A 19,224-nucleotide genomic window follows, 5' to 3' on the forward strand; every position below is an offset into this window, starting at 1 on the left:
CCGGCGTTCAACCGAGAGCTCCTCTGTCTGCAGAACACCACCAGGTCCGGTCAAAAAGCTCCGTCAAGCCAGCAAAAGTGCTACTTCGTCACCTAGCGCGCGCCCTGTGGTGGGCGGCTGGGAGGCCCCGGGTTAAACTGATTCGTATGCTTAGCCGTCACACACACACCTCTTTCTGGCGAGTTCTCGCATTCGCAGCGCTGGCCACTCTGTTCAGTGGATCAACCTGGGCGCAGTGGGTCTGGGTGGACTCTTCCGGCAACAAGGTTTTCAGCGACACGGCGCCGCCGCCTGGCACGCCCGAGAAGAGCATTCTTCGCACACCAGGAACCGTGCGTCAGGCTGGGCCAGCAAGCCCAGCTCCGACCGGAACCGACCCTGCGACCACCGGCCAGCCCGCTGCGCAGGCAGGCGACGCGCCAAAGATGACTGGCCGCGACGAACAGCTCGAAGCAAAGAAGAAACAGGCCGAAAAGCAGGTGCAGGAAGCAGCTCAGGCCAAGAAGAAGGCCGAGGACGAGCGGATTGCTGCAGCCCGCGCCGGCAACTGCGAGCGGGCCAAACGTGCCAAGGCCACGCTGGATTCGGGCATTCGCATCGCCACCACCAATGCCAAGGGCGAGCGCGAGATCATGGATGACAAGGCGCGCGCGGCTGAGCAGCAGCGCATCGACGGCGTCATTCGTTCAGACTGTGGCCCAGCATCGGCGTCCGCGCAGAACGTCAACTGAGGAACATGGCCGGAACGGGATCAGTATCCGGCTTTGGAGTTGGGTCGTCGCTGGGCGAACAGCCCTGCGTTGCGTGAACCCTGACCGACGAACCGCTCTCTGCGGGCCACCTTGGGGTCAACCCTCAGGCTCCGGTACAGCTCGACGCGGTCGCCGGCTCTGAGCGGCGTGTCTGGATTTGCCTGGCGGCCCCACACTCCACAAGTCCACATGGAGTCCTCTGAGCCGTCTACGCTCAGGGCCCAGCCAACCATGGCTAGGGCCTCAGCGATGGTCGCGCCATCGGGAAGCTGCAGAGGCAGCTCTTCCACCATTCGGGGTTGGGGAGACCGAGCCAGCACCACGGAAATCATGCGCCGTACACCTGGTCAGCGCGTTTGACGAATGCGTCCACCAAGCTGCCCGCTATCCGGTCGAACACAGGCCCCACCAACGTGGCCAGCGCCTGGCTTGAAAAGCCGTAGGTCAGCGTGAACTCCACCTTGCAGGCCCGCTGGCTGCCATCGCCAAGCGGTGTGAAGTTCCAGACCCCCTCCAGATGGGAGAACGGGCCGTCCACCAGCTCCATCAACACCTGTCGGTCATCAATGTGCCTGTTTCGGGTGGTGAAGCTCTGCTTCAGACCGCTAATGGCCATGCCGACACGGGCCACCATGCCGTGGTCATCACGCTCCATCACTTCGCTTTGATCACACCATGGAAGGAACTGCGGGTAGTGCTGAACATCGGTGACCAGCGCAAACATCTCGTGGGCGCTGTGCCAGAGCAGGACGGACTTCTGAATCGTTTTCATACAATCGGCGCCCATTGTATGGGTCGCCCGCGACCCCATTTACTGCTCCATGTCCACCAAACCCAGCAAATCCGCCGCCAAGACCGCTGACAGCCGCATCGCGGACAACAAGAAGGCCTTGTTCAACTACGCCATCGAGGAACGTTTCGAGGCAGGCATGGTGCTGCAAGGCTGGGAGGTGAAGGCGCTGCGCGAGGGCAAGGTGCAACTCACCGACGGTTATGTGGTGATCCGGGAAGGCGAACTGTTCCTGATCGGCTGCCAGATCAACCCGCTCAGAACCGCTTCCACCCACGTGAGCCCGGACTCGGTGCGAACCAAAAAGCTGTTGCTGCACAAGGACCAGATCCGGCGTCTGATCGGCAAGGTCGAGCAGAAGGGCCACACCCTGGTGCCGCTGAACTTGCACTGGAAAAGCGGCAAGGTGAAATGCGAGATCGCGCTCGCCAAGGGCAAGGCGGAGCACGACAAGCGCGACACGATCAAGGACCGCGAAGGCAAGCGCGAGGTCGAGCGCGCGATGAAGCAGCGCCAGCGCTGAACCTGTGGGGCGCGGCGCTCTGCCAGAGTTCAGCCCAGATGGCGCAGCGGATGGGCACTGGCCGGCCAGGGGCTGACGAAAAATGCCTCGACATCGGTGGCTGCCACTTCTTCAATGCGGGACGGGTTCCAGCGCGGCGAGTGGTCCTTGTCCACCGCCAGAGCGCGGATGCCTTCAGCGGTCTCGCTCGCGGCTCCCGGTCGCAGGTGGAAGCAGCGGCGCACCAGGCCACGCTCCATGCGCAGCTCATCGGCCAACCCCATGCCCCGGGCCCGGCGCACCTGCTCCAGCACCACATGCAACATCAATGGCGAACGCTTGCGCAGCAGCTGTGCGGTGTCGCGGGCCCAGTCGTCGTTGGCCTGTTCCAGCGCCTGAATCACACTTGTCACGGAGTCCAAAGAGAACACGCGATCAATGTCGGCTTGCGGGAGGTGGGTCTTCGGAGGCGACTTGTGCACGTGGTTCCGACACCACCGCTCCACGGCATCGCCACTTTCATACGGAGTCTGGCCCAGGCTATCCCACAGTCCCGTCAGGCGACCGCTGTCCATCATCGCGTCGGCCAGGCCTGCGGCCAGTGACTGAACGCCGTCGAGCACCAGACCGGTCATGGCCAGGTACTCGCCCAGCCGGCCTGGGCAACGGCTCAGAAAATAGCCACCTCCCACATCAGGGAACAGGCCGATGCCAGTTTCCGGCATGGCGATCTTGCTGCGTTCGGTGACGATGCGCAGGCTCGCGCCCTGGGTGATGCCCATGCCCCCACCCATGCAGACGCCGTCCATGAACGCGATGTAGGGCTTGGGGTAGGTGTGGATCAGGTGGTTGAGCGCGTATTCCTCGGTGAAGAAGTCCTCAAGCTCGGGGTTGCCCGCGAGCGCCGCCTGGTGAAAGAAGCGGATGTCACCGCCCGCGCAGAAGCTGCCGAACGCGCCCTCCTTGCCCATGCCACGAATCGCCACCGCGAGCACCTGCGGGTCTTCTCGCCAGGCCAGCAAGGCGGCGCTGATGTCGCGGATCATGTCCAAGGACAGCGCGTTGAGCGCCCGGGGCCGGTTCAGGGTGATGCAACCGACGCGGCCACGGACTTCGGTGATGATGAACTGTTCGGACCCATTCATGGCGTTTCTCCAACGGATGTCTCGGTATTCTGGGCGTTGAGCGTCTGAATGCGCGGTGCGCCTTGGCGGTCACGCCAGCCGGCCAGTTCGTTGAGCAGCAAGGCGGCAATCACCACACTGCCGCCCAGCAGCACCTCGCGACCGGGCGTCTCGTTGGCCCATAGCCAAGCCCACACGATGCCGAAAATCACCTCCAGCAGCGCCAGCAGGGACACTTCGGGCGCTTTCAGCGAACGGGCACAGACCACCGCCAGCGTGCAAGGAATCGCCAGCTGCACCAGACCCAGCATGGCCAGCCAGACGATATCGCTGCCGGTGGCCTGAAACGGGAACGCCAGCGGCAGGGTGGCCACAGTCGAGAACAGCGCCCCCACCAGCACCGACGGAACAAGGTCGATGGACTCTCCATGCTGCTGGCTGCGCTGCACCACGGTCCAGTTGATCGCGCCCGCCACCGGCACGCAGAGCGATGCCAGTGATCCAAGGACCAGGCCCGATGCGTTTGCCGCCGGGTCGGTGAAGGCGGCCCACATCTGGCTGCCGTACATGTAAACGATGCCAGCACCAGCCGTCACGATGGCGGCCCAGGTGCGCAGGGGAAGTCGCTGGCCGATGAACACGCGAGCAAGCACGGCGGTGAACAGAGGCCCGGCCGCCATGATCACCAGCACGTTGGCGACGCTGGTAAAGGTCAGCGCCAGCATGAAGGCGGTGAACATCACGCTCCAGCAGACGCCCGACACCCAGAAGGCTCGCGACCCGGCGAGGATGCCCCAGTGGCGTTGCAGCACGCTCTGGTGCTTTGCCTCGTCGGCCAGAGCGCCTGCCGCACGGTCTGAAGCCCGCCATACCGGCAGGATGAGCAACAGCGACACAAAGGTGAATGCACTGCGCCAGAAGGTGACTTCGAAACGGGCGGCCGACTCCAGCTGGCGCGAGACCACGCCGGCGATCGACCACATCAGGGTCACCGCGACCATGAGGAACACCGCCTGGGTGTGAGTCAGGCGGTTGAGCAGCTTGAACGGCATGGGGTGGAGTGCACCTTTGCGCGCAGCCAACGGCTGCCCGATGGGTCAGGCTTCGCGCGAAGCGCGCTTGCGATCGTGTTCCTTGAGATGGCGCTTGCGCAGACGCACGCTCTTGGGCGTGATTTCGACCAGCTCGTCGTCCTCGATGAACTCGACGCCATACTCAAGCGTCAGGTCGATCGGGGGCGTGATCTTGATCGCGTCTTCCTTGCCACTGACGCGGAAGTTGGTCAGCTGCTTGGTGCGGGTGGCGTTGACGATGAGGTCGTTGTCGCGGCTGTGGATGCCGACGATCATCCCCTCGTACACGGGGTCGTTCGGCTTGACGAACATGCGGCCACGGTCGTCGAGCTTGCCCAGGGCATAGGTAAAGATCTCACCGTCGTCCATGGAGATCAGCACGCCGTTCTTGCGGCTGGCAATCTCGCCCTTGTGCGGCTCGTAGCTGTCGAAAATGTTGCTGATCAGCCCAGAACCGCGGGTCAGGTTCAGGAATTCGTTGGTGAAACCGATCAGGCCCCGTGCCGGAATCCGGTACTCCAGGCGCACGCGGCCACGGCCGTCCGGCTCCATGTTGACCAGCTCGCCCTTGCGCTCGCCCAGCGCCTGCATCACGCCGCCCTGGTGCTGCTCTTCAATGTCGGCCGTCACGAGTTCGATTGGCTCGCACTTCTCGCCGTTGATCTCGCGAAACACCACGCGCGGCTTGGAGACGGCCAGCTCGTAGCCTTCGCGGCGCATGTTTTCCAGCAGGATGGTCAAGTGCAGTTCGCCCCGGCCCATCACTTCGAAAATACCGTCTTCGTCGGTTTCACGCACGCGCAGCGCCACGTTGGACTGCAGCTCTTTCTGCAGGCGGTCCCAGATCTGGCGGCTGGTGACGTACTTGCCTTCGCGACCAGCCAGCGGGCTGGTGTTGACGCAGAAGTTCATGGTCAGGGTGGGTTCGTCCACCTTGAGCATGGGCAGCGGCGCCGGGTTGAGCGGGTCGGTCACCGTCACGCCGATACCGATGTCGGCGATGCCGTTGATCAGCACGATGTCGCCCGGGCCGGCTTCGGTGGCCTGCACGCGGTCCAGTCCCTGGAAGGTCAGCACCTGGTTGATGCGGCCCTTGAAGGACTTGCCATCGGGGCCTTCCATCACCAGCACGTCCATGTTGGGCTTGATCGTGCCTTGGCTGATTCGGCCTACGCCGATGCGGCCCACGAAGGTGGAGAAATCCAGGGCTGAGATTTGCAGCTGCAGCGGCGCAGCCGGGTCACCGGTTTGTGCCGGCACGTGCTTGAGCACGGTGTCGAACAGGGCCGACATGTTCGGACCCCACTGTTCGCCAGGCGCGCCCTCTTCCAGCGAAGTCCAGCCGTTGATGCCCGAGGCGTAGACCACCGGGAATTCCAGCTGCTCGTCGGTCGCCCCCAGGTTGGCGAACAGGTCGAACGCCTCGTTGATCACCTTGGTCGGGTTGGCACCGGGCTTGTCGACCTTGTTGACGACCACAATAGGCTTGAGGCCGAGGGCCAGTGCCTTCTTGGTCACGAAGCGGGTCTGCGGCATCGGGCCTTCCTGGGCGTCGATCAGCAGCACCACGCCGTCGACCATCGACAAGGCGCGTTCGACTTCACCGCCGAAGTCCGCGTGGCCCGGGGTGTCGACGATGTTGATGTGCGTGCCTTCCCAGCTCACGGCACAGTTCTTGGCCAGGATGGTGATGCCGCGCTCGCGTTCGATGGCGTTGTTGTCCATCACCGTGTCCACGACTTTTTCGTGCTCGGCGAAGGTGCCCGACTGGCGCAGCAGCTGGTCGACCATGGTGGTCTTGCCGTGGTCGACGTGGGCGATGATGGCGATGTTGCGGATCTGTTTGCTCATGTTGCAGGTTCCAGGATTTGCTGTATTTCGATGGGGCTCAGCAGCCGCCCCGGGATGAGTTCGCCGGCCTGTGTGTGGCCACTGCCCAGCAGGACCGGCGTGTGGGAGGTGCCCGGCGGCGGGCCGTAGATCGCCACCTGGGACTGGTCGGACCAGGCCCCGCGGCGGCGAACACCACTGAGGAAGCGCGCGGCATTGTCGCTGTCGAGCGTGACAGCCGTGTGGTCGGGCAACAGGGCTTGCACCGGCAGCAGCCGTTGCAGGCGCTGCTCTTCGGGCAGCGCCTCAAGGGCTTCGACAGTGATGCACTGGCTGGCGTCGAACGGACCGGTCTGCACCCGGCGCAGCAGGCTCAGGTGCCCGCCGCAGCCCAGGGCCGCTGCAATGTCTTCGCCCAGCGTGCGGATGTAGGTGCCCTTGGAGCAGCGTACGCGCAATCGCAGGAAAGGCTCATCGCCCTCCAGCCCCAATTCCAGCAACTCCAAGTCGTGGATGGTGACCGCGCGCGGCGCACGCTCCACCGTGACGCCTTCACGGGCATATTCGTACAGCGCCTTGCCATCCTTCTTGAGGGCGCTGTGCATGGGCGGAATCTGGGTGATGGGCCCGGTGAACCGGTCCAGCACCTCTACCACTTGCCCGAAGCTGCAGGTCACTGGACGGCTCTCCAGCACATCGCCCTCGGCGTCGCCGGTGGTCGTGGTCACACCAAGGCGGACCACGGTCTCGTAGCTCTTGTCGGCGTCCAGGTGCAGCTGGCTGAACTTGGTGGCGGCGCCGAAGCAGATCGGCAGCACGCCTGTGGCCAGCGGGTCCAGTGTCCCGGTGTGCCCGGCCTTCTCGGCGCGCAGCAGCCATTTGGCCTTCTGCAAGGCCTGGTTGCTGGAGAAACCCAGCGGTTTGTCGAGCAACAGCACCCCATGCACAGGGCGCCGTGGCACCCTGGTGCTGTGGCGCTGCATGGTCATTCCTCGTTCTTGGAACGCGACGCAACGGCCTTGGAGATCAGCGCGTTCATGTCCGCCGCGCGTTCGGTGGTGCGGTCGAACACGAAGTGCAGCGTCGGCACGGTGTGGATGTGCAGGCGCTTGAACAGGCCGTTGCGCAGGAACCCGGCGGCGGCATTCAGGCCCTGTGTCGTCTCGTCCGGATTGCCGGTGAGCAGGCTGAAGAACACCTTGGCGTGTGCGTAATCGGGTGTGACCTCGACCGTATTGATCGTGACCATGCCCACCCGCGGATCCTTGAGCTCGCGCGCGATCAACTCGGCCAGATCGCGCTGGATCTGGTCGGCCACACGGAAACCGCGGTTGGGGACAGAAGAAGCCTTGCGGGGCATGGTGTTGCTCGATCCTTACAGCGTACGGGCCACTTCCTTGACCTCGAAGAACTCCAGCTGGTCACCTTCCTTGATGTCGCTGTAGTTCTTGAGCTTGATACCGCACTCGAAGCCTTCCTTGACTTCGCGCACGTCGTCCTTGAGGCGCTTGAGCGTGTCTATCTCGCCGGTGTAGACCACCACGTTGTCGCGCAGCAGGCGGAAATGCGCGTTGCGGGTGACCATGCCGGACGTGACCATACAACCTGCAATCGTGCCGATCTTGGTGGCCACGAACACGGTGCGGATCTCGGCGGAGCCGATGACCTCTTCGCGCTTCTCCGGTGCCAGCATGCCCGACATGGCGGCCTTCAACTCATCGACCGCGTCGTAGATGATGTTGTAGTAGCGCAGGTCGACATCGTTGCCTTCAGCCAGCTTGCGTGCACCCACGTCGGCGCGCACGTTGAAGCCAATGATGATGGCCTTGGACGCAATCGCCAGGTTGACATCGGACTCGCTGATGCCGCCCACGCCGGAGAACACCAGCTGGACCTTGACCTCGTCGGTCGAGAGCTTGAGCAGCGAGGCGCCCAGCGCTTCCTGAGAACCCTGCACATCGGCCTTGATGATGATCGGCAGCACCTTGACTTCGCCAGCCGACATGTCAGAGAACATGTTCTCCAGCTTGGCAGCCTGCTGCTTGGCCAGCTTGGTGTTGCGGAACTTGCCGGCACGGTAGGTGGCGATTTCGCGCGCACGGCGCTCGTCGGTCATCACCATGAAGTCATCGCCGGCTTGAGGCACTTCGGACAGACCCTGGATTTCCACCGGAATGGAGGGCCCAGCTTCCTTGATGGGCTTGCCGTTTTCGTCCAGCATGGCGCGCACGCGACCAGACGTCTGACCCACCAGCACCACGTCGCCGGTCTTGAGCGTGCCGCTCTGGACCAGAACGGTCGCAACGGAGCCGCGGCCCTTATCCAGACGGGCTTCGATCACCAGGCCCTTGGCCATGGCATCCACCGGAGCCTTGAGCTCCAGCACTTCGGCCTGCAGCAGCACCTGCTCCAGCAGGGCGTCAATGCCTTCACCAGTCTTGGCGGAGACGCCCACGAAAGGCACGTCGCCACCGAACTCTTCGGGCACCACCTCTTCGGCCACCAGCTCGGAGCGCACACGCTCGAGGTTGATGCCCGGCTTGTCGATCTTGGTCAAGGCGACGACCATGGGCACCCCAGCCGCCTTCGCATGCTTGATGGCTTCCTTGGTCTGCGGCATCACGCCGTCGTCGGCCGCACACACCAGAATGACGATGTCGGTGGCCTGGGCGCCGCGGGCACGCATGGCGGTGAACGCCTCGTGGCCCGGGGTGTCGAGGAAGGACACCATGCCACGCGGCGTTTCCACGTGGTAAGCACCGATGTGCTGCGTGATGCCACCGGCTTCGCCCGCGGCCACCTTGGCACGGCGGATGTAGTCCAGCAGCGAGGTCTTGCCATGGTCCACGTGGCCCATGACGGTGACCACCGGTGCGCGTGGCAGCAGCTCTGCCTGGTGCTGGCCCGCTTCCTCATCGGTGAAGGCCTCCGGATCGTCCAGCGCCGCCACCACCGCGGTGTGACCCAGTTCTTCCACCACGATCATGGCGGTGTCCTGGTCCAGCGGCTGGTTGATGGTGACCATCTGGCCCAGCTTCATCAGCTGCTTGATGACCTCGGACGACTTCAGACTCATCTTGTGCGCGAGTTCGGCCACCGTGATGGTTTCCGGCACGTGCACCTCGATGACCTTGGCTTCCGTCGGGGCAACGAAGCTGCTCTGTGAGTTGTCACGGCTGTCGCGATCACCACGGCGACCACCGCCCTTGGGGCCGCTGCGCCAGTTGGAACGACCGGCGCTGGTGTCACCACGGGTCTTGATCTCTTTCTTCTTCGCTGCGTCGTCCTTCCAGGTCGACGACAGGTTCTCGGATTTGACCTCTTTCTTGCCGCCCGAGCCGGGCGCAGCCGGCGCACCGGCAGCCGTCTTGGCGGCAGGCGTACCAGCAGGCTTGTGCAGAGTGCCCTTGATGGCCTTGGGATCCGGTGTTGGTTCAGGCTTCTTGGCCACCAGGGTCTTGGCCGGCGCTGCCATCATCGCGCGGATGTTGGCAGCCTCGGCCTCTGCCTTGCGGCGACGCTCCAGCAGATCCTGTGCTCGGGACTCTTCCGCTTTGCGGGCTTCAGCCTGCTTGTCGGCCTCCGCCTTGGCTGCGGCTTCACGCTCGGCGGCGACAGCGGCTCGGCGCTGGTCCTCCTTGGCGGCCTCTTCCTTGGCAGAGTCGACAGAAGCGGCGGATTTCGCCGCCGCCTGCTGCCGCGCTTGGGCAGCAGCCTCTTCGGCCTCGGCGGCCTGGCGCGCGAGCTCCGCCTGGCGGGCTTCTTCGGCTTCGCGCTGTTGGCGCTTGATCAGCAGTTCTTCTTCCTGGCGCCGCAGCAGCTCGGCCTGACGGCTCGCTTCTTCCTCGCGACGCGCCAGTTCGGCCGGATCCACCACTGGTGCGACGGGCTCAACGGCCTCCACCGGTGCATCAGGAACCACCACCTCGTCGTCGCGCTTGACGAAGGTGCGCTTCTTTCGCACTTCGACCTGGATGGTGCGGGCACGCCCTGTGGCGTCGGCCTGCTTGATCTCCGTGGTGGACTTCTTCACCAGCGTGATCTTCTTGCGCTCGGCTCCGGCGGTACCGTGACTGGCCTTGAGGTGGCCCAGCAGCTTCTGCTTGTCGGTCTCGGTGACCACATCGGTCCCTGCGGTTTTAGGCACCCCGGCAGCAGACAGCTGCTCCAGCAGGGTGGTGGTGGGCTTGTTCAGCTCAGCGGCCAATTCGGCAACGGTGGTACTGGTCATAGGTGTTTGTTCTCCGCTCGTGCCTGCACGGGTCAGTTGGACGCAGGCGTCTCCTCACCGGAGAACCAGTGAGCGCGGGCGCGCATGATCAGGTTGGTCGCCTCTTCGGGCGTCTGGCCGGTCATGTCGGTGAGTTCGTCGGTGGCCAGATCGGCCAGTTCGTCGCGGGTGTGCACGCCGCCATCGGCCAGCTTGGCGACCAGTTCGGGAGTCATCCCCTCCAGGTCCCGAAGATCCTGCGACACTTCTTCCACACTTTCTTCGCGGGCGATTTCCATCGTCAGCAGCGCGTCCTTGGCGCGCGCGCGCAGCTCGTTGACGGTGTCCTCGTCGAAGGACTCGATCTCCAGCATCTCCTGCAGAGGGACATAGGCCACCTCTTCCAGGCTGGTGAAGCCTTCTTCGATCAGGATGTCGGCGATCTCCTGGTCCACGTCCAGCTTGGCCATGAACAGCTTGCGGATGCCGTCGGCCTCTTCGGCCTGTTTTTGTGCCGACTCGTCGGCGGTCATGATGTTGATGCGCCAGCCGGTCAGCTCGGACGCGAGACGGACGTTCTGGCCACCGCGGCCGATGGCAATCGCGAGGTTCTCCTCATCCACCACCACGTCCATGGCGTGGCGCTCTTCGTCCACCACGATGGACACGACGTTGGCCGGCGCAAGGGCACCGATCACAAACTGCGCGGGATCTTCGGACCAGAGCACGATGTCGACACGCTCGCCGGCGAGTTCGTTGGTCACGCCGTTGACGCGCGAGCCGCGCACGCCGACGCAGGTGCCGATGGGGTCGATGCGCTTGTCGTGCGACAGCACGGCGATCTTGGCGCGCGAACCGGGGTCGCGGGCGCAGGTCTTGATCTCCAGCAGGCCTTGCTCGATCTCCGGCACTTCTTGCCGGAACAGCTCGATCATGAACGACGGAGCGGAACGCGACAGCAGGATGGGTGCGCCACGCAGGGTCAGGTCGACCTCCATGATCATGGCGCGCACGCGGTCGCCGGTGCGGAAGTTTTCCTTAGGGATCATCTCGCCGCGCTTGAGGCGGCCTTCGACGCGCCCGCTCTCGACGATCAGGTCGCCCTTGTCCATGCGCTTGACGGTGCCGACAAAGATCTTGTCGCCGCGGCTCATGAAGTCGTTGAGCAGCATTTCGCGCTCGGCGTCGCGGATCTTCTGCAGGATCACCTGCTTGGCGGCCATGGCGCCGATGCGGCCGATCGGCACGCTGTCCACCGGCTTCTCGATGTAGTCGCCCTCTTCGATGTCCGGAATATCGTCACGGGCATCGCTCAGCAGCTCCTCGGCATCCGGGTTCTGCAGACCTGCCGAATCGGGCACCACCAGCCAGCGGCGGAAGGTTTCGTAGGCACCGGTATCCGGATCCATCGCGACACGGATGTCGACCTCACCCTTGTAGAGTTTTTTGGTCGCCGAGGCCAGCGCCTGCTCAACCGCACCAAGCACGACGTCGCGTTCGACGTTCTTCTCGCGCGAGATGGCATCGATCAGCATCAACATTTCGCGATTCATATCAGTCGCCTACCTTTCCGTATCTCTTATCTCAAATCACAAAAAACTCAGGAGCCGGTACGCCGTCCCTTGAAATTCACGATGGGCGCCAACTTGGCCTGCTGGACATCGTCCAGCGCAAACGTCAGTGCCTGAAGAGGTGCGGGCTCGCGCTTCTTGCTCACGCGCTGCCCCGGCTTGACGGGCGGCTCGTCACTCCAGACCACCTGCCACATCACCCCGTCGGCGGCCCGCTCCAGCGTGCCGCGAAACTTTTTCCTGTTGGCGGCCACCACGCCGCCGGTGGCACCGATGGGCGCCTTGAGCGTGAGGTCAACGACCTGACCTTGAAACCGTTGGTAGTCGGCCTCATGCCGCAGCGGCCGGTCGATGCCGGGAGAGCCCACTTCGAGGCGCCGGTAGTCCAGACCCTCTACCTCCAGCAGGTACTGAAGCTGCCGGGTGACCGTCTCGCAATCTTCCACGGTCACGAACTGCTCGGGACCTGCGGGTTCACCAGGCTGCGGAGCCTGCCATGGCAGGTCGATCGTCACCCGGAGCAAGCCACCAGCCGAACGCTCCAGATCCACCAGGTCAAAACCCAGTCCGGTCACGGTTTGCGCAATGGTTTCTTGCCAGCTCATCGGGTGTGTTGCAGTCTTGTGGTGAATGGAATCGAGATTCCGGAAAAGCGTTTGGACAAAAAAAATGGGCCGGTAGTAACCCGCCCATTTGGTCGTGAAGCCAGCATTGTACTCCGTGCGGCACCTTTCTTGCAATAGCGCCGACCAGGAATGCGTCAGATGCCGAGCACCCACTGAATGACGTTTTTGGCCATGAAACCCATCATGCCCAGAGAGAGCACCAGAAAGATGATGAAAGTGCCGAATTTACCAGCCTTGGATTCAAGGGCCAGATTCAACACGATGAACAGCATGTAGAGAATGAAGGCCCCGACCCCGAAGGTCAGGCCGAACTGGGCGATCTGACCCTCGGTCAGACCAAATATCGTGTTTTCCATGACTGCGAGATGGTCCAGGCTCAGTGAGCCGAAGCCGGCGATGGGGTGGCCGTGAGGTCGCGGTAGGCGTGCCAGCTCGCGTGGGCAATCAGCGGGATCACCACCACCAGACCCACCAGTGCGGTGACCATGCCCAGACCAACCAGCATCGTGATCAGCACGGCCCACCAGACCAGTGGCCCAGGGTAGTCGGCCACCGCACGCCAGCTGGCCGTCACCGCCATGCTCACGGGCACGCTCTTGTCGATCAGCATGGGAATGGCAACGACACTGGATGCAAAAACAGGCGCCGCAAGCAAAGAGCCCAGCACGAGCCAGGCTTCGAACAGGCCGACCTCCTTGACCAGCACCACATGGCGGAAGAAGTCCACCGGCTTGAGGATGGGGGTGGGCGACAAGAGCGTGATCAGACCGGCCGAAGCCATCACCCAACCTGTTCCGGCCAGGCCCAGCAATACGCCGAAACGGACCAGACGGCCATCGAAGGACCTCCACAGCGCGAAGACATCACGCAGTCCGGCCTGGCGACCCGCCGCGCGTTCTCGGCTGATGTGATAGAGCCCTGTGGCCAGCACCGGTGCCACGATGAGGAAACCCGAAAACGCACCGGCCAGCAGCCAGAAGCGGTCACGCGCCAGCCAGAGCAGCAGCCAGCCAAAAAGAGCCAGAGCCAGCCCGTGCAGAAGGCCCGGCAACGGATTGGCCCGAAGGTCTTCCCAGCCGCGCTCGATCCAGCGGGTCGGCGAAATCATGTCCACGGGCATGGTCCGTATCGTCGCGGGCTTGGAGGCTTGGGTCATGAAAAGCAGCGGTTGGACGTGGTCGGGTGCGTTCGACAAGGCGCGATTGCGCCGCAACCGATCCTACTGGAAGCTCAGGACGCGGCGCTGACAAGCGCCTGTGTGTAGGCGTTGTTCGGCGCACGGAGGACCTGCTTGACAGTGCCGCGCTCCATCACGACACCATCCTTGAGCACCAGCACCTCGTGCGCCATGGCCCGGATCACCGCAATGTCGTGGGTGATCAGCAGATAGCTCAGGCCGCGCTCTCGCTGCAGGCGCTGCAGAAGCGCCAGCACCTGTTGCTGGACCGTCACGTCCAGCGCACTGGTGGGCTCGTCCAGCACCAGCAGCCGCGGCTCGACGATCAGCGCGCGGGCGATGGCCAGGCGCTGGCGCTGTCCGCCGGAGAACTCATGCGGATAGCGCTGCAGCCAGTCGTCGGCCTGACTGGGTTCGGGTACCAGCCCGACGTCGGCCAGCGCCGCCCTCACCCGTTCGCGGCGCTGTATGGCATCCAACCCTGGCTCGTGAACACTGAGCCCTTCACCGACGATCTGCTCCACCGTCATGCGCGGGGACAGCGAAGAAAACGGGTCCTGAAACACCACCTGGACCTGGCGGCGAAGCGCTTTTTCGGCCCCGGTCTGGCGCGCCTGCGCCCAGCTGATGTCGCCGACCTGCAGGTCGCCGCCGTGTGGCAGCAGGCCCAGCGCCGCCAGCGCCAGGGTGGATTTGCCCGATCCGGATTCACCGACCACCCCGAGTGTGCCGCCGGCCGGAATCGCAAAATCAGCCCCCTTCAGCGCGACGAAACTGCCGTGCCGGAACCAGCCCCGGATCCCCGGCAGCGGCACCGGGTAGCTCACGCGCAAACCCTGCGCCTGCATCACCGCTGGAGCATCCGCAGGGGGCTCTGCAACATCCCGTCTCGCCTCGCTGGCCAGCAGGCGGCGGGTGTAGGCGTGCTGCGGCGCCGCGTACACCGACTGCACACTGCCCTGCTCCACGAGATGTCCCTTTTCCATCACGGCCACCCGGTCGGCGAAGTGCCGCACCAGGTTCAGGTCGTGGGTGATCAGCAGCACCGCCATACCGTGCTGGCGCTGCAGATCCGACAGCAGGGCCAGGATCTGGGCCCGCACGGTGACGTCCAGGGCGGTGGTCGGCTCGTCGGCGATCAGCAACTGCGGCTGCGCCGCCAGCGCCATGGCGATCATGGCGCGCTGGCGCTGGCCACCGCTGAGCTGGTGGGGAAACGCCCCGGCGCGGCGGGCGGGCTCCGGGATGCCGGTCGAGGCCAGCAGTTCGATGGCGCCGGCCCGGGCCTGCGCGGGGGTGAGGCCCTTCTTGAGCTGGAGCACCTCGACGATCTGCTCGCCCACGCTATAGAGCGGGTTGAGCGCCGTCATCGGCTCCTGGAAGATCACTGCGATGCGGTCGCCCCGGATGCCGCGCAGCGCGTGTTCGTTCAGGGAAAGCAGATCGGTTCCGCCGAAGTTCGCCGTGCCGCGCACCTCGGCGTTGTGGATCAGCCGCAGCAGTGACAGCGCCGAAACGGTCTTGCCGGAGCCCGACTCGCCCACCAGCGCGAGCTTCTCGCCGGCCGCGAGCGAGAAGTCGATGCCGTGCACCACCTCCTGGCCACCGAACGAGACGCTCAGGCCCTTGACCTCCAGCAGCGGCGTCATCGGTGGGCCTTTCGAGGGTCCAGCGCGTCCCGCAGCGCGTCGCCCATGAAGGTCAGCAGCAGCAGCGTGATGACCAGCACGCCGAAGGTCGAGAGCGAGATCCACCACGCGTCGATGTTGTTCTTGCCCTGGCTCAGCAGTTCACCGAGCGACGGCGTTCCCGGCGGCACGCCCAGGCCCAGGAAGTCCAGCGAGGTCAGCGCCAGGATGGCCGCGCTCATGCGGAACGGCAGGAAGGTGACCACCGGCGTCAGGCTGTTGGGCAGCACATGGCGCCAGATGATCTGCCCGTTGGACAGCCCCATGGCGCGCGCCGCGCGCACGTAGTCCATCTGCCGGTTGCGCAGGAACTCGGCGCGCACGTAGTCGGACAGCCCCATCCAGCCAAACAGGCTCAGCAGCACCAGCAGCAGACCGATGCTCGGCGACAGCACGGCCGAGAAGATGATCAGCAGGTACAGCTCGGGCATGGAAGACCAGATCTCGATGAAGCGCTGGAAGGCCAGGTCGGTCCGCCCGCCGAAGAAGCCCTGGATTGCCCCGGTGAGGATGCCCAGCAGGGTGCCGATGACGGTCAGCGCGAGAGCGAACAGCACGCTCACGCGAAAGCCGTAGATCAGCTGCGCCAGCAGGTCGCGCCCGCGGTCGTCGGTGCCCAGCCAGTTCTCGGCGGTCGGGCGGGACGGGTTGGGCTCTTTCGCGAAGTAGTTCAGCGTCTTGGGGCCGTAGGGGTTGGGCGCGTAGACCGCCCAGTTGTCCCCTTGCGTGATGCGCTCGCGGATGAAGGGGTCAAGGTAGTCCGTGTCGGATTCGAAATCGCCGCCGAAGGCGGTTTCTGGCGGGTCCTGGACTATCGGGAAATAGGTCTTGCCCTCGTAGCGCACGACCAGCGGGCGGTCGTTGGAGATCAGCTCGGCGAACAGGCTCAGCACCACCAGGGTGCAGAACAGCACCAGGCTCCAGTAGCCCAGGCGGTTGCGCTTGAAGCGCTGCCAGGCGCGGCGGGAGGGGGACAGCGAGGCGGCGGCCATCAGTCGAACTTCACGCGCGGGTCGACCCACACGTAGCAGAGATCGGACACCAGCTTGGTGATCAGACCGATCAGGGTGAACAGGAACAGCGTGCCCATGACCACGGGGTAGTCTCGCCGTATCACGCTCTCGTAGCCGAGCAGGCCCAGCCCATCCAGCGAGAACTGGGTTTCGATCAGCAGCGCGCCGGTGAAGAAGGCGCCGACGAAGGCCGCCGGAAAGCCGGTCACGATGGGGATCAGGGCATTGCGGAACACGTGCTTCCACAGCACCTGCCGCTCGCTCAGCCCCTTGGCGCGGGCCGTCATCACGTACTGCTTGCGGATCTCTTCGAGGAACGAGTTCTTCGTCAGCATGGCTGTGACCGCGAAGCTGCCGAGCACCATGGCTGTCACCGGCAACGTGATGTGCCAGAGGTAGTCGAAGATGCGCGCTCCCCAGCTCAGCTCTTCCCAGTTCGACGAGGTCAGGCCGCGCAGCGGAAACCACTGCAGCTGCCCGCCGAAGATCACCAGCAGCGCGACGCCGAGCACGAAGCCCGGAATCGCATACCCCACCAGCACCAGCAAGGTGGTCACCAGGTCGAAGCGCGAACCGGCGCGCACCGCCTTGGCAACGCCCAGCGGCACCGCCACCAGGTAGCTGATGAGAAAGGTCCAGAGCCCGAGGCTGATCGACACGGGCAGCTTTTCAATGATCAGCTGCGACACCGCCTTGTTCTGGAAGAAGCTGGTGCCCAGGTCAAAGCGCGCGAACTGGCCCAGCATCTGGAAGAAGCGCTCGTGCGCCGGTTTGTCAAAGCCGTAGAGGGCCTTGATCTGCTCCAGCCGTTGCGGGTCCACGCCCTGCGCGCCACGGTAGACCGAGCCGCCTTCCGCACCCGTGCCGGCCCCGGCACGCGCTTCCGCGAGGTACTGCTCCACCGGCCCACCCGGCACGAACTGGATCACCACGAAAGTCAGCAGCAGCACCCCGAACAGCGTCGGGATCATCAACAACAGGCGCTTGAGGATGTAGGACCACATATCAGGGTTTCGCCCACCAGGTGTCGATCGCCCAGTCCTCGCCCGTGGCGTAAGGCGGCATGGCCTCCGGCCGGGCGAGGCGCCAGGCGTTGTAGACCATGCGGTGCGTGCTGGAAGACCACTGCGGCACCAGGTAGTGACTGTGCGTGATCACACGCTCCAGCGAACGGCAGGCGGCCAGGAACTCGGGGTGGGTGTCGGCGCCGACCATGCGGCCAATCAGGTCGTCGACCACCCGGCTTTTTACGCCCGCCATGTTGCCCGAGTCCTCGGTATCGGCGGCCTTGCTGCCGAACAGGTCGGCGTATTCCGGACCGGGGTTGTGCGTACCGCCGTAGGCGATCGACGTGATGTCGAAGTTGAACGTGCGCAGGCGCTGCTGATAGAGCGCGAAGTCGACCGGTCGGAAGCTCAGCTGGACGCCCAGCTTGGCGAGGTTGCGCGACCAAGGCGTGACCACGCGCGCACCCGTTTCCTGGCTGTCCAGGTACTCCAGCACCATGGCCTCGCCCTTCGGATTGCGCAGCGCTCCGTCTTTCACCGTCCAGCCAGCCTCGCGCAACAGGGTCTGTGCCTTGCGAAGGTTGCCGCGCAAGGAGTCATCGCCATCGGTGCGCGGCGAACGGTAGGCCGGGCCGAAGACGGCCGGCGGCAATTGGGTACGCCACGGCGACAGCAGGGCGAGCTCGGCCGGCGACGGCATTCCCTCGGCCGCGCAATCGGTGTTGCCGAACAGGCCCTGCACCCGCTGGTAGGCGCCGTAGAACATCTGCCGGTTCATCCACTCGTAGTCCAGCGCCAGGCCCAGAGCCTGCCGCACGCGAATGTCGTCCAGAGGTGGGCGGCGGGTATTGAGCACATAGCTCTGGAAACCGGTGGGCTGTTTGTGCACGAACTCGGCCTTGACCAGTTCGCCGCTGTCGAAGCGCTTGCCATTGACGCGCCGCGCCCAGTCGCCGGCCGAGAAAAAGCGCATCAGGTCGAACTCGCCGGCCTTGAGCGCCTCGAGACGCGCGGTGTTGTCCCTGTAGATCTTGACAGTGATGCGGTCGAAGTTGGCCGTGCCGCGGCGCACCGGCAGGTCCTTCGCCCAGTAGGCCGGATCGCGCACGTAGGTGATGTCCTTGCCGAAGCGCACCGGCCCGATCTTGTAGGGCCCGCTGCCGATGGGGATGTCCATCACCACCTGGTCGAAGCTCTTGCGCTGGCCGGTCTTGGGGTCTTTCTCGTCGCCCCAGGCGCGGCTGAACACCGGCAGGCCGCCTACCGTCAGCGGCAGTTCGCGGTTGAATTTTTTGAAGCGGTAGCGCACCGTGCGGTCGTCGACCACATCGACGCCGGCCACATCTTCCAGAATCGTCTTGTAGGCCGGCGAGGTGTGGGGGCCGATCAGCGTCTCGTAGCTGTGTTTCACGTCGGCGGCCAGCACCGGCTGTCCGTTGTGGAACTTCGCCTCCGGCCGGATTCGAAAAGTCACCGACAGCCGGTCGGGCGCCAGCGACACGTCCGAGGCCAGCAGGCCGTAGGCCGAGCCGGTTTCGTCCAGCGCGCCCGCCAGCAGGCTGTCGAACATCAGGTTCGACAGGTAGGCCGGCGCGTTGCCGCGCAGGGTGAAGGGGTTGTACTTGTCGAAGGTGGAGACCCGCAGGTTGCTGACCAGGCGCAGCTCACCGCCTTTGGGCGCATCGGGATTCACGTAGGCGAAGTGCGTGAAGCCGGGTGGATACCGCAACTCCCCCCAGAGCGCATAGCCGTGTGCGGCCAAGGCCGGCAGTGAAGCCATCGCAACGCCGACGGCCGCCAGAAGGCGCCACAGGCGGAGGGAAAAGGCTCGATGGGCTTGCATGCGACAATTCTGCGGGAA

Annotated in this window: 18 protein-coding genes; 2 read left to right on the plus strand and 16 right to left on the minus strand. The window is 64.7% G+C overall.

The genetic code is table 11. From position 1 onward, the window contains the following. Positions 1-146 precede the first annotated feature (146 nt). Positions 147-731: a DUF4124 domain-containing protein gene (locus HFL01S_RS17340; RefSeq protein ID WP_157538932.1), complete on the plus strand. Its 585-nt coding sequence runs from the start codon at positions 147-149 to the stop codon at positions 729-731. Between the two features lie 20 nt (positions 732-751). On the opposite strand, the gene HFL01S_RS17345 is transcribed toward HFL01S_RS17340, so the two are convergent. Both HFL01S_RS17345 and HFL01S_RS17350 read right to left on the minus strand, forming a co-directional pair. Next, a complete protein-coding gene (locus tag HFL01S_RS17345; RefSeq protein WP_066260879.1) occupies positions 752-1,084 on the minus strand; it encodes an RnfH family protein in 333 nt (110 codons plus the stop codon). Then, positions 1,081-1,524: a type II toxin-antitoxin system RatA family toxin gene (locus HFL01S_RS17350; RefSeq protein WP_066260946.1), complete on the minus strand. Its 444-nt coding sequence runs from the start codon at positions 1,522-1,524 to the stop codon at positions 1,081-1,083. Before HFL01S_RS17350 ends, HFL01S_RS17345 begins: the two co-directional genes overlap by 4 nt. A 49-nt stretch (positions 1,525-1,573) precedes the next feature. Between HFL01S_RS17350 and smpB the strand changes: the two genes are divergently transcribed. Then, positions 1,574-2,065, plus strand: coding sequence for an SsrA-binding protein SmpB (gene smpB / locus HFL01S_RS17355; RefSeq protein WP_066260880.1), 492 nt, complete (start codon positions 1,574-1,576; stop codon positions 2,063-2,065). A 29-nt stretch (positions 2,066-2,094) separates the two neighbouring features. Here smpB and HFL01S_RS17360 read toward each other — a convergent pair whose 3' ends face one another. The 14 genes from HFL01S_RS17360 to HFL01S_RS17425 form a co-directional block, all read right to left on the minus strand. Further along, on the minus strand, positions 2,095-3,189 hold the full coding sequence (locus HFL01S_RS17360) for an enoyl-CoA hydratase/isomerase family protein (RefSeq protein WP_066260882.1): 1,095 nt from the start codon (positions 3,187-3,189) through the stop codon (positions 2,095-2,097). Then, positions 3,186-4,220, minus strand: coding sequence for a DMT family transporter (locus tag HFL01S_RS17365; protein ID WP_066260884.1), 1,035 nt, complete (start codon positions 4,218-4,220; stop codon positions 3,186-3,188). Before HFL01S_RS17365 ends, HFL01S_RS17360 begins: the two co-directional genes overlap by 4 nt. A gap of 45 nt (positions 4,221-4,265) precedes the next feature. Beyond that, entirely contained in the window at positions 4,266-6,092 is a 1,827-nt protein-coding gene (typA, locus tag HFL01S_RS17370; protein ID WP_066260885.1) for a translational GTPase TypA, read from the minus strand. Next, entirely contained in the window at positions 6,089-7,054 is a 966-nt protein-coding gene (gene truB, locus HFL01S_RS17375) for a tRNA pseudouridine(55) synthase TruB (RefSeq protein ID WP_066260887.1), read from the minus strand. The genes typA and truB overlap by 4 nt, the downstream gene beginning before the upstream one ends. A 2-nt stretch (positions 7,055-7,056) precedes the next feature. Beyond that, positions 7,057-7,431, minus strand: a complete 375-nt coding sequence (gene rbfA, locus HFL01S_RS17380; RefSeq protein ID WP_066260889.1) for a 30S ribosome-binding factor RbfA — start codon at positions 7,429-7,431, stop codon at positions 7,057-7,059. A gap of 15 nt (positions 7,432-7,446) precedes the next feature. Continuing rightward, positions 7,447-10,302 (minus strand): translation initiation factor IF-2, encoded by a 2,856-nt coding sequence (infB, locus tag HFL01S_RS17385; protein ID WP_066260890.1) that lies wholly within the window; start codon positions 10,300-10,302, stop codon positions 7,447-7,449. A gap of 32 nt (positions 10,303-10,334) precedes the next feature. Then, on the minus strand, positions 10,335-11,834 hold the full coding sequence (gene nusA, locus HFL01S_RS17390) for a transcription termination factor NusA (protein WP_066260891.1): 1,500 nt from the start codon (positions 11,832-11,834) through the stop codon (positions 10,335-10,337). 47 nt (positions 11,835-11,881) lie between these two features. Continuing rightward, positions 11,882-12,457 carry a ribosome maturation factor RimP gene (gene rimP, locus HFL01S_RS17395; protein ID WP_066260892.1) on the minus strand — a complete coding sequence of 192 codons (576 nt, stop codon included), beginning with the start codon at positions 12,455-12,457 and terminating at the stop codon, positions 11,882-11,884. 155 nt (positions 12,458-12,612) lie between these two features. Then, positions 12,613-12,834 carry a DUF2788 domain-containing protein gene (locus tag HFL01S_RS17400; protein ID WP_066159673.1) on the minus strand — a complete coding sequence of 74 codons (222 nt, stop codon included), beginning with the start codon at positions 12,832-12,834 and terminating at the stop codon, positions 12,613-12,615. Positions 12,835-12,854: 20 nt separating this feature from the next. Continuing rightward, positions 12,855-13,634: a DUF2189 domain-containing protein gene (locus HFL01S_RS17405; protein ID WP_066260950.1), complete on the minus strand. Its 780-nt coding sequence runs from the start codon at positions 13,632-13,634 to the stop codon at positions 12,855-12,857. A gap of 74 nt (positions 13,635-13,708) precedes the next feature. Further along, entirely contained in the window at positions 13,709-15,304 is a 1,596-nt protein-coding gene (locus tag HFL01S_RS17410) for an ABC transporter ATP-binding protein (RefSeq protein ID WP_066260894.1), read from the minus strand. Beyond that, complete coding sequence (locus tag HFL01S_RS17415) at positions 15,301-16,335, minus strand: ABC transporter permease (protein WP_066260896.1); 1,035 nt, start codon at positions 16,333-16,335, stop codon at positions 15,301-15,303. Before HFL01S_RS17415 ends, HFL01S_RS17410 begins: the two co-directional genes overlap by 4 nt. Then, positions 16,335-17,360, minus strand: a complete 1,026-nt coding sequence (locus HFL01S_RS17420; protein WP_066260898.1) for a microcin C ABC transporter permease YejB — start codon at positions 17,358-17,360, stop codon at positions 16,335-16,337. The genes HFL01S_RS17415 and HFL01S_RS17420 overlap by 1 nt, the downstream gene beginning before the upstream one ends. Position 17,361: 1 nt before the next feature. Then, positions 17,362-19,206 carry an extracellular solute-binding protein gene (locus HFL01S_RS17425; protein ID WP_066260900.1) on the minus strand — a complete coding sequence of 615 codons (1,845 nt, stop codon included), beginning with the start codon at positions 19,204-19,206 and terminating at the stop codon, positions 17,362-17,364. Positions 19,207-19,224: the final 18 nt, after the last annotated feature.

It is taken from the genome of Hydrogenophaga flava NBRC 102514 (assembly GCF_001571145.1).
GTDB lineage: Bacteria > Pseudomonadota > Gammaproteobacteria > Burkholderiales > Burkholderiaceae_C > Hydrogenophaga > Hydrogenophaga flava.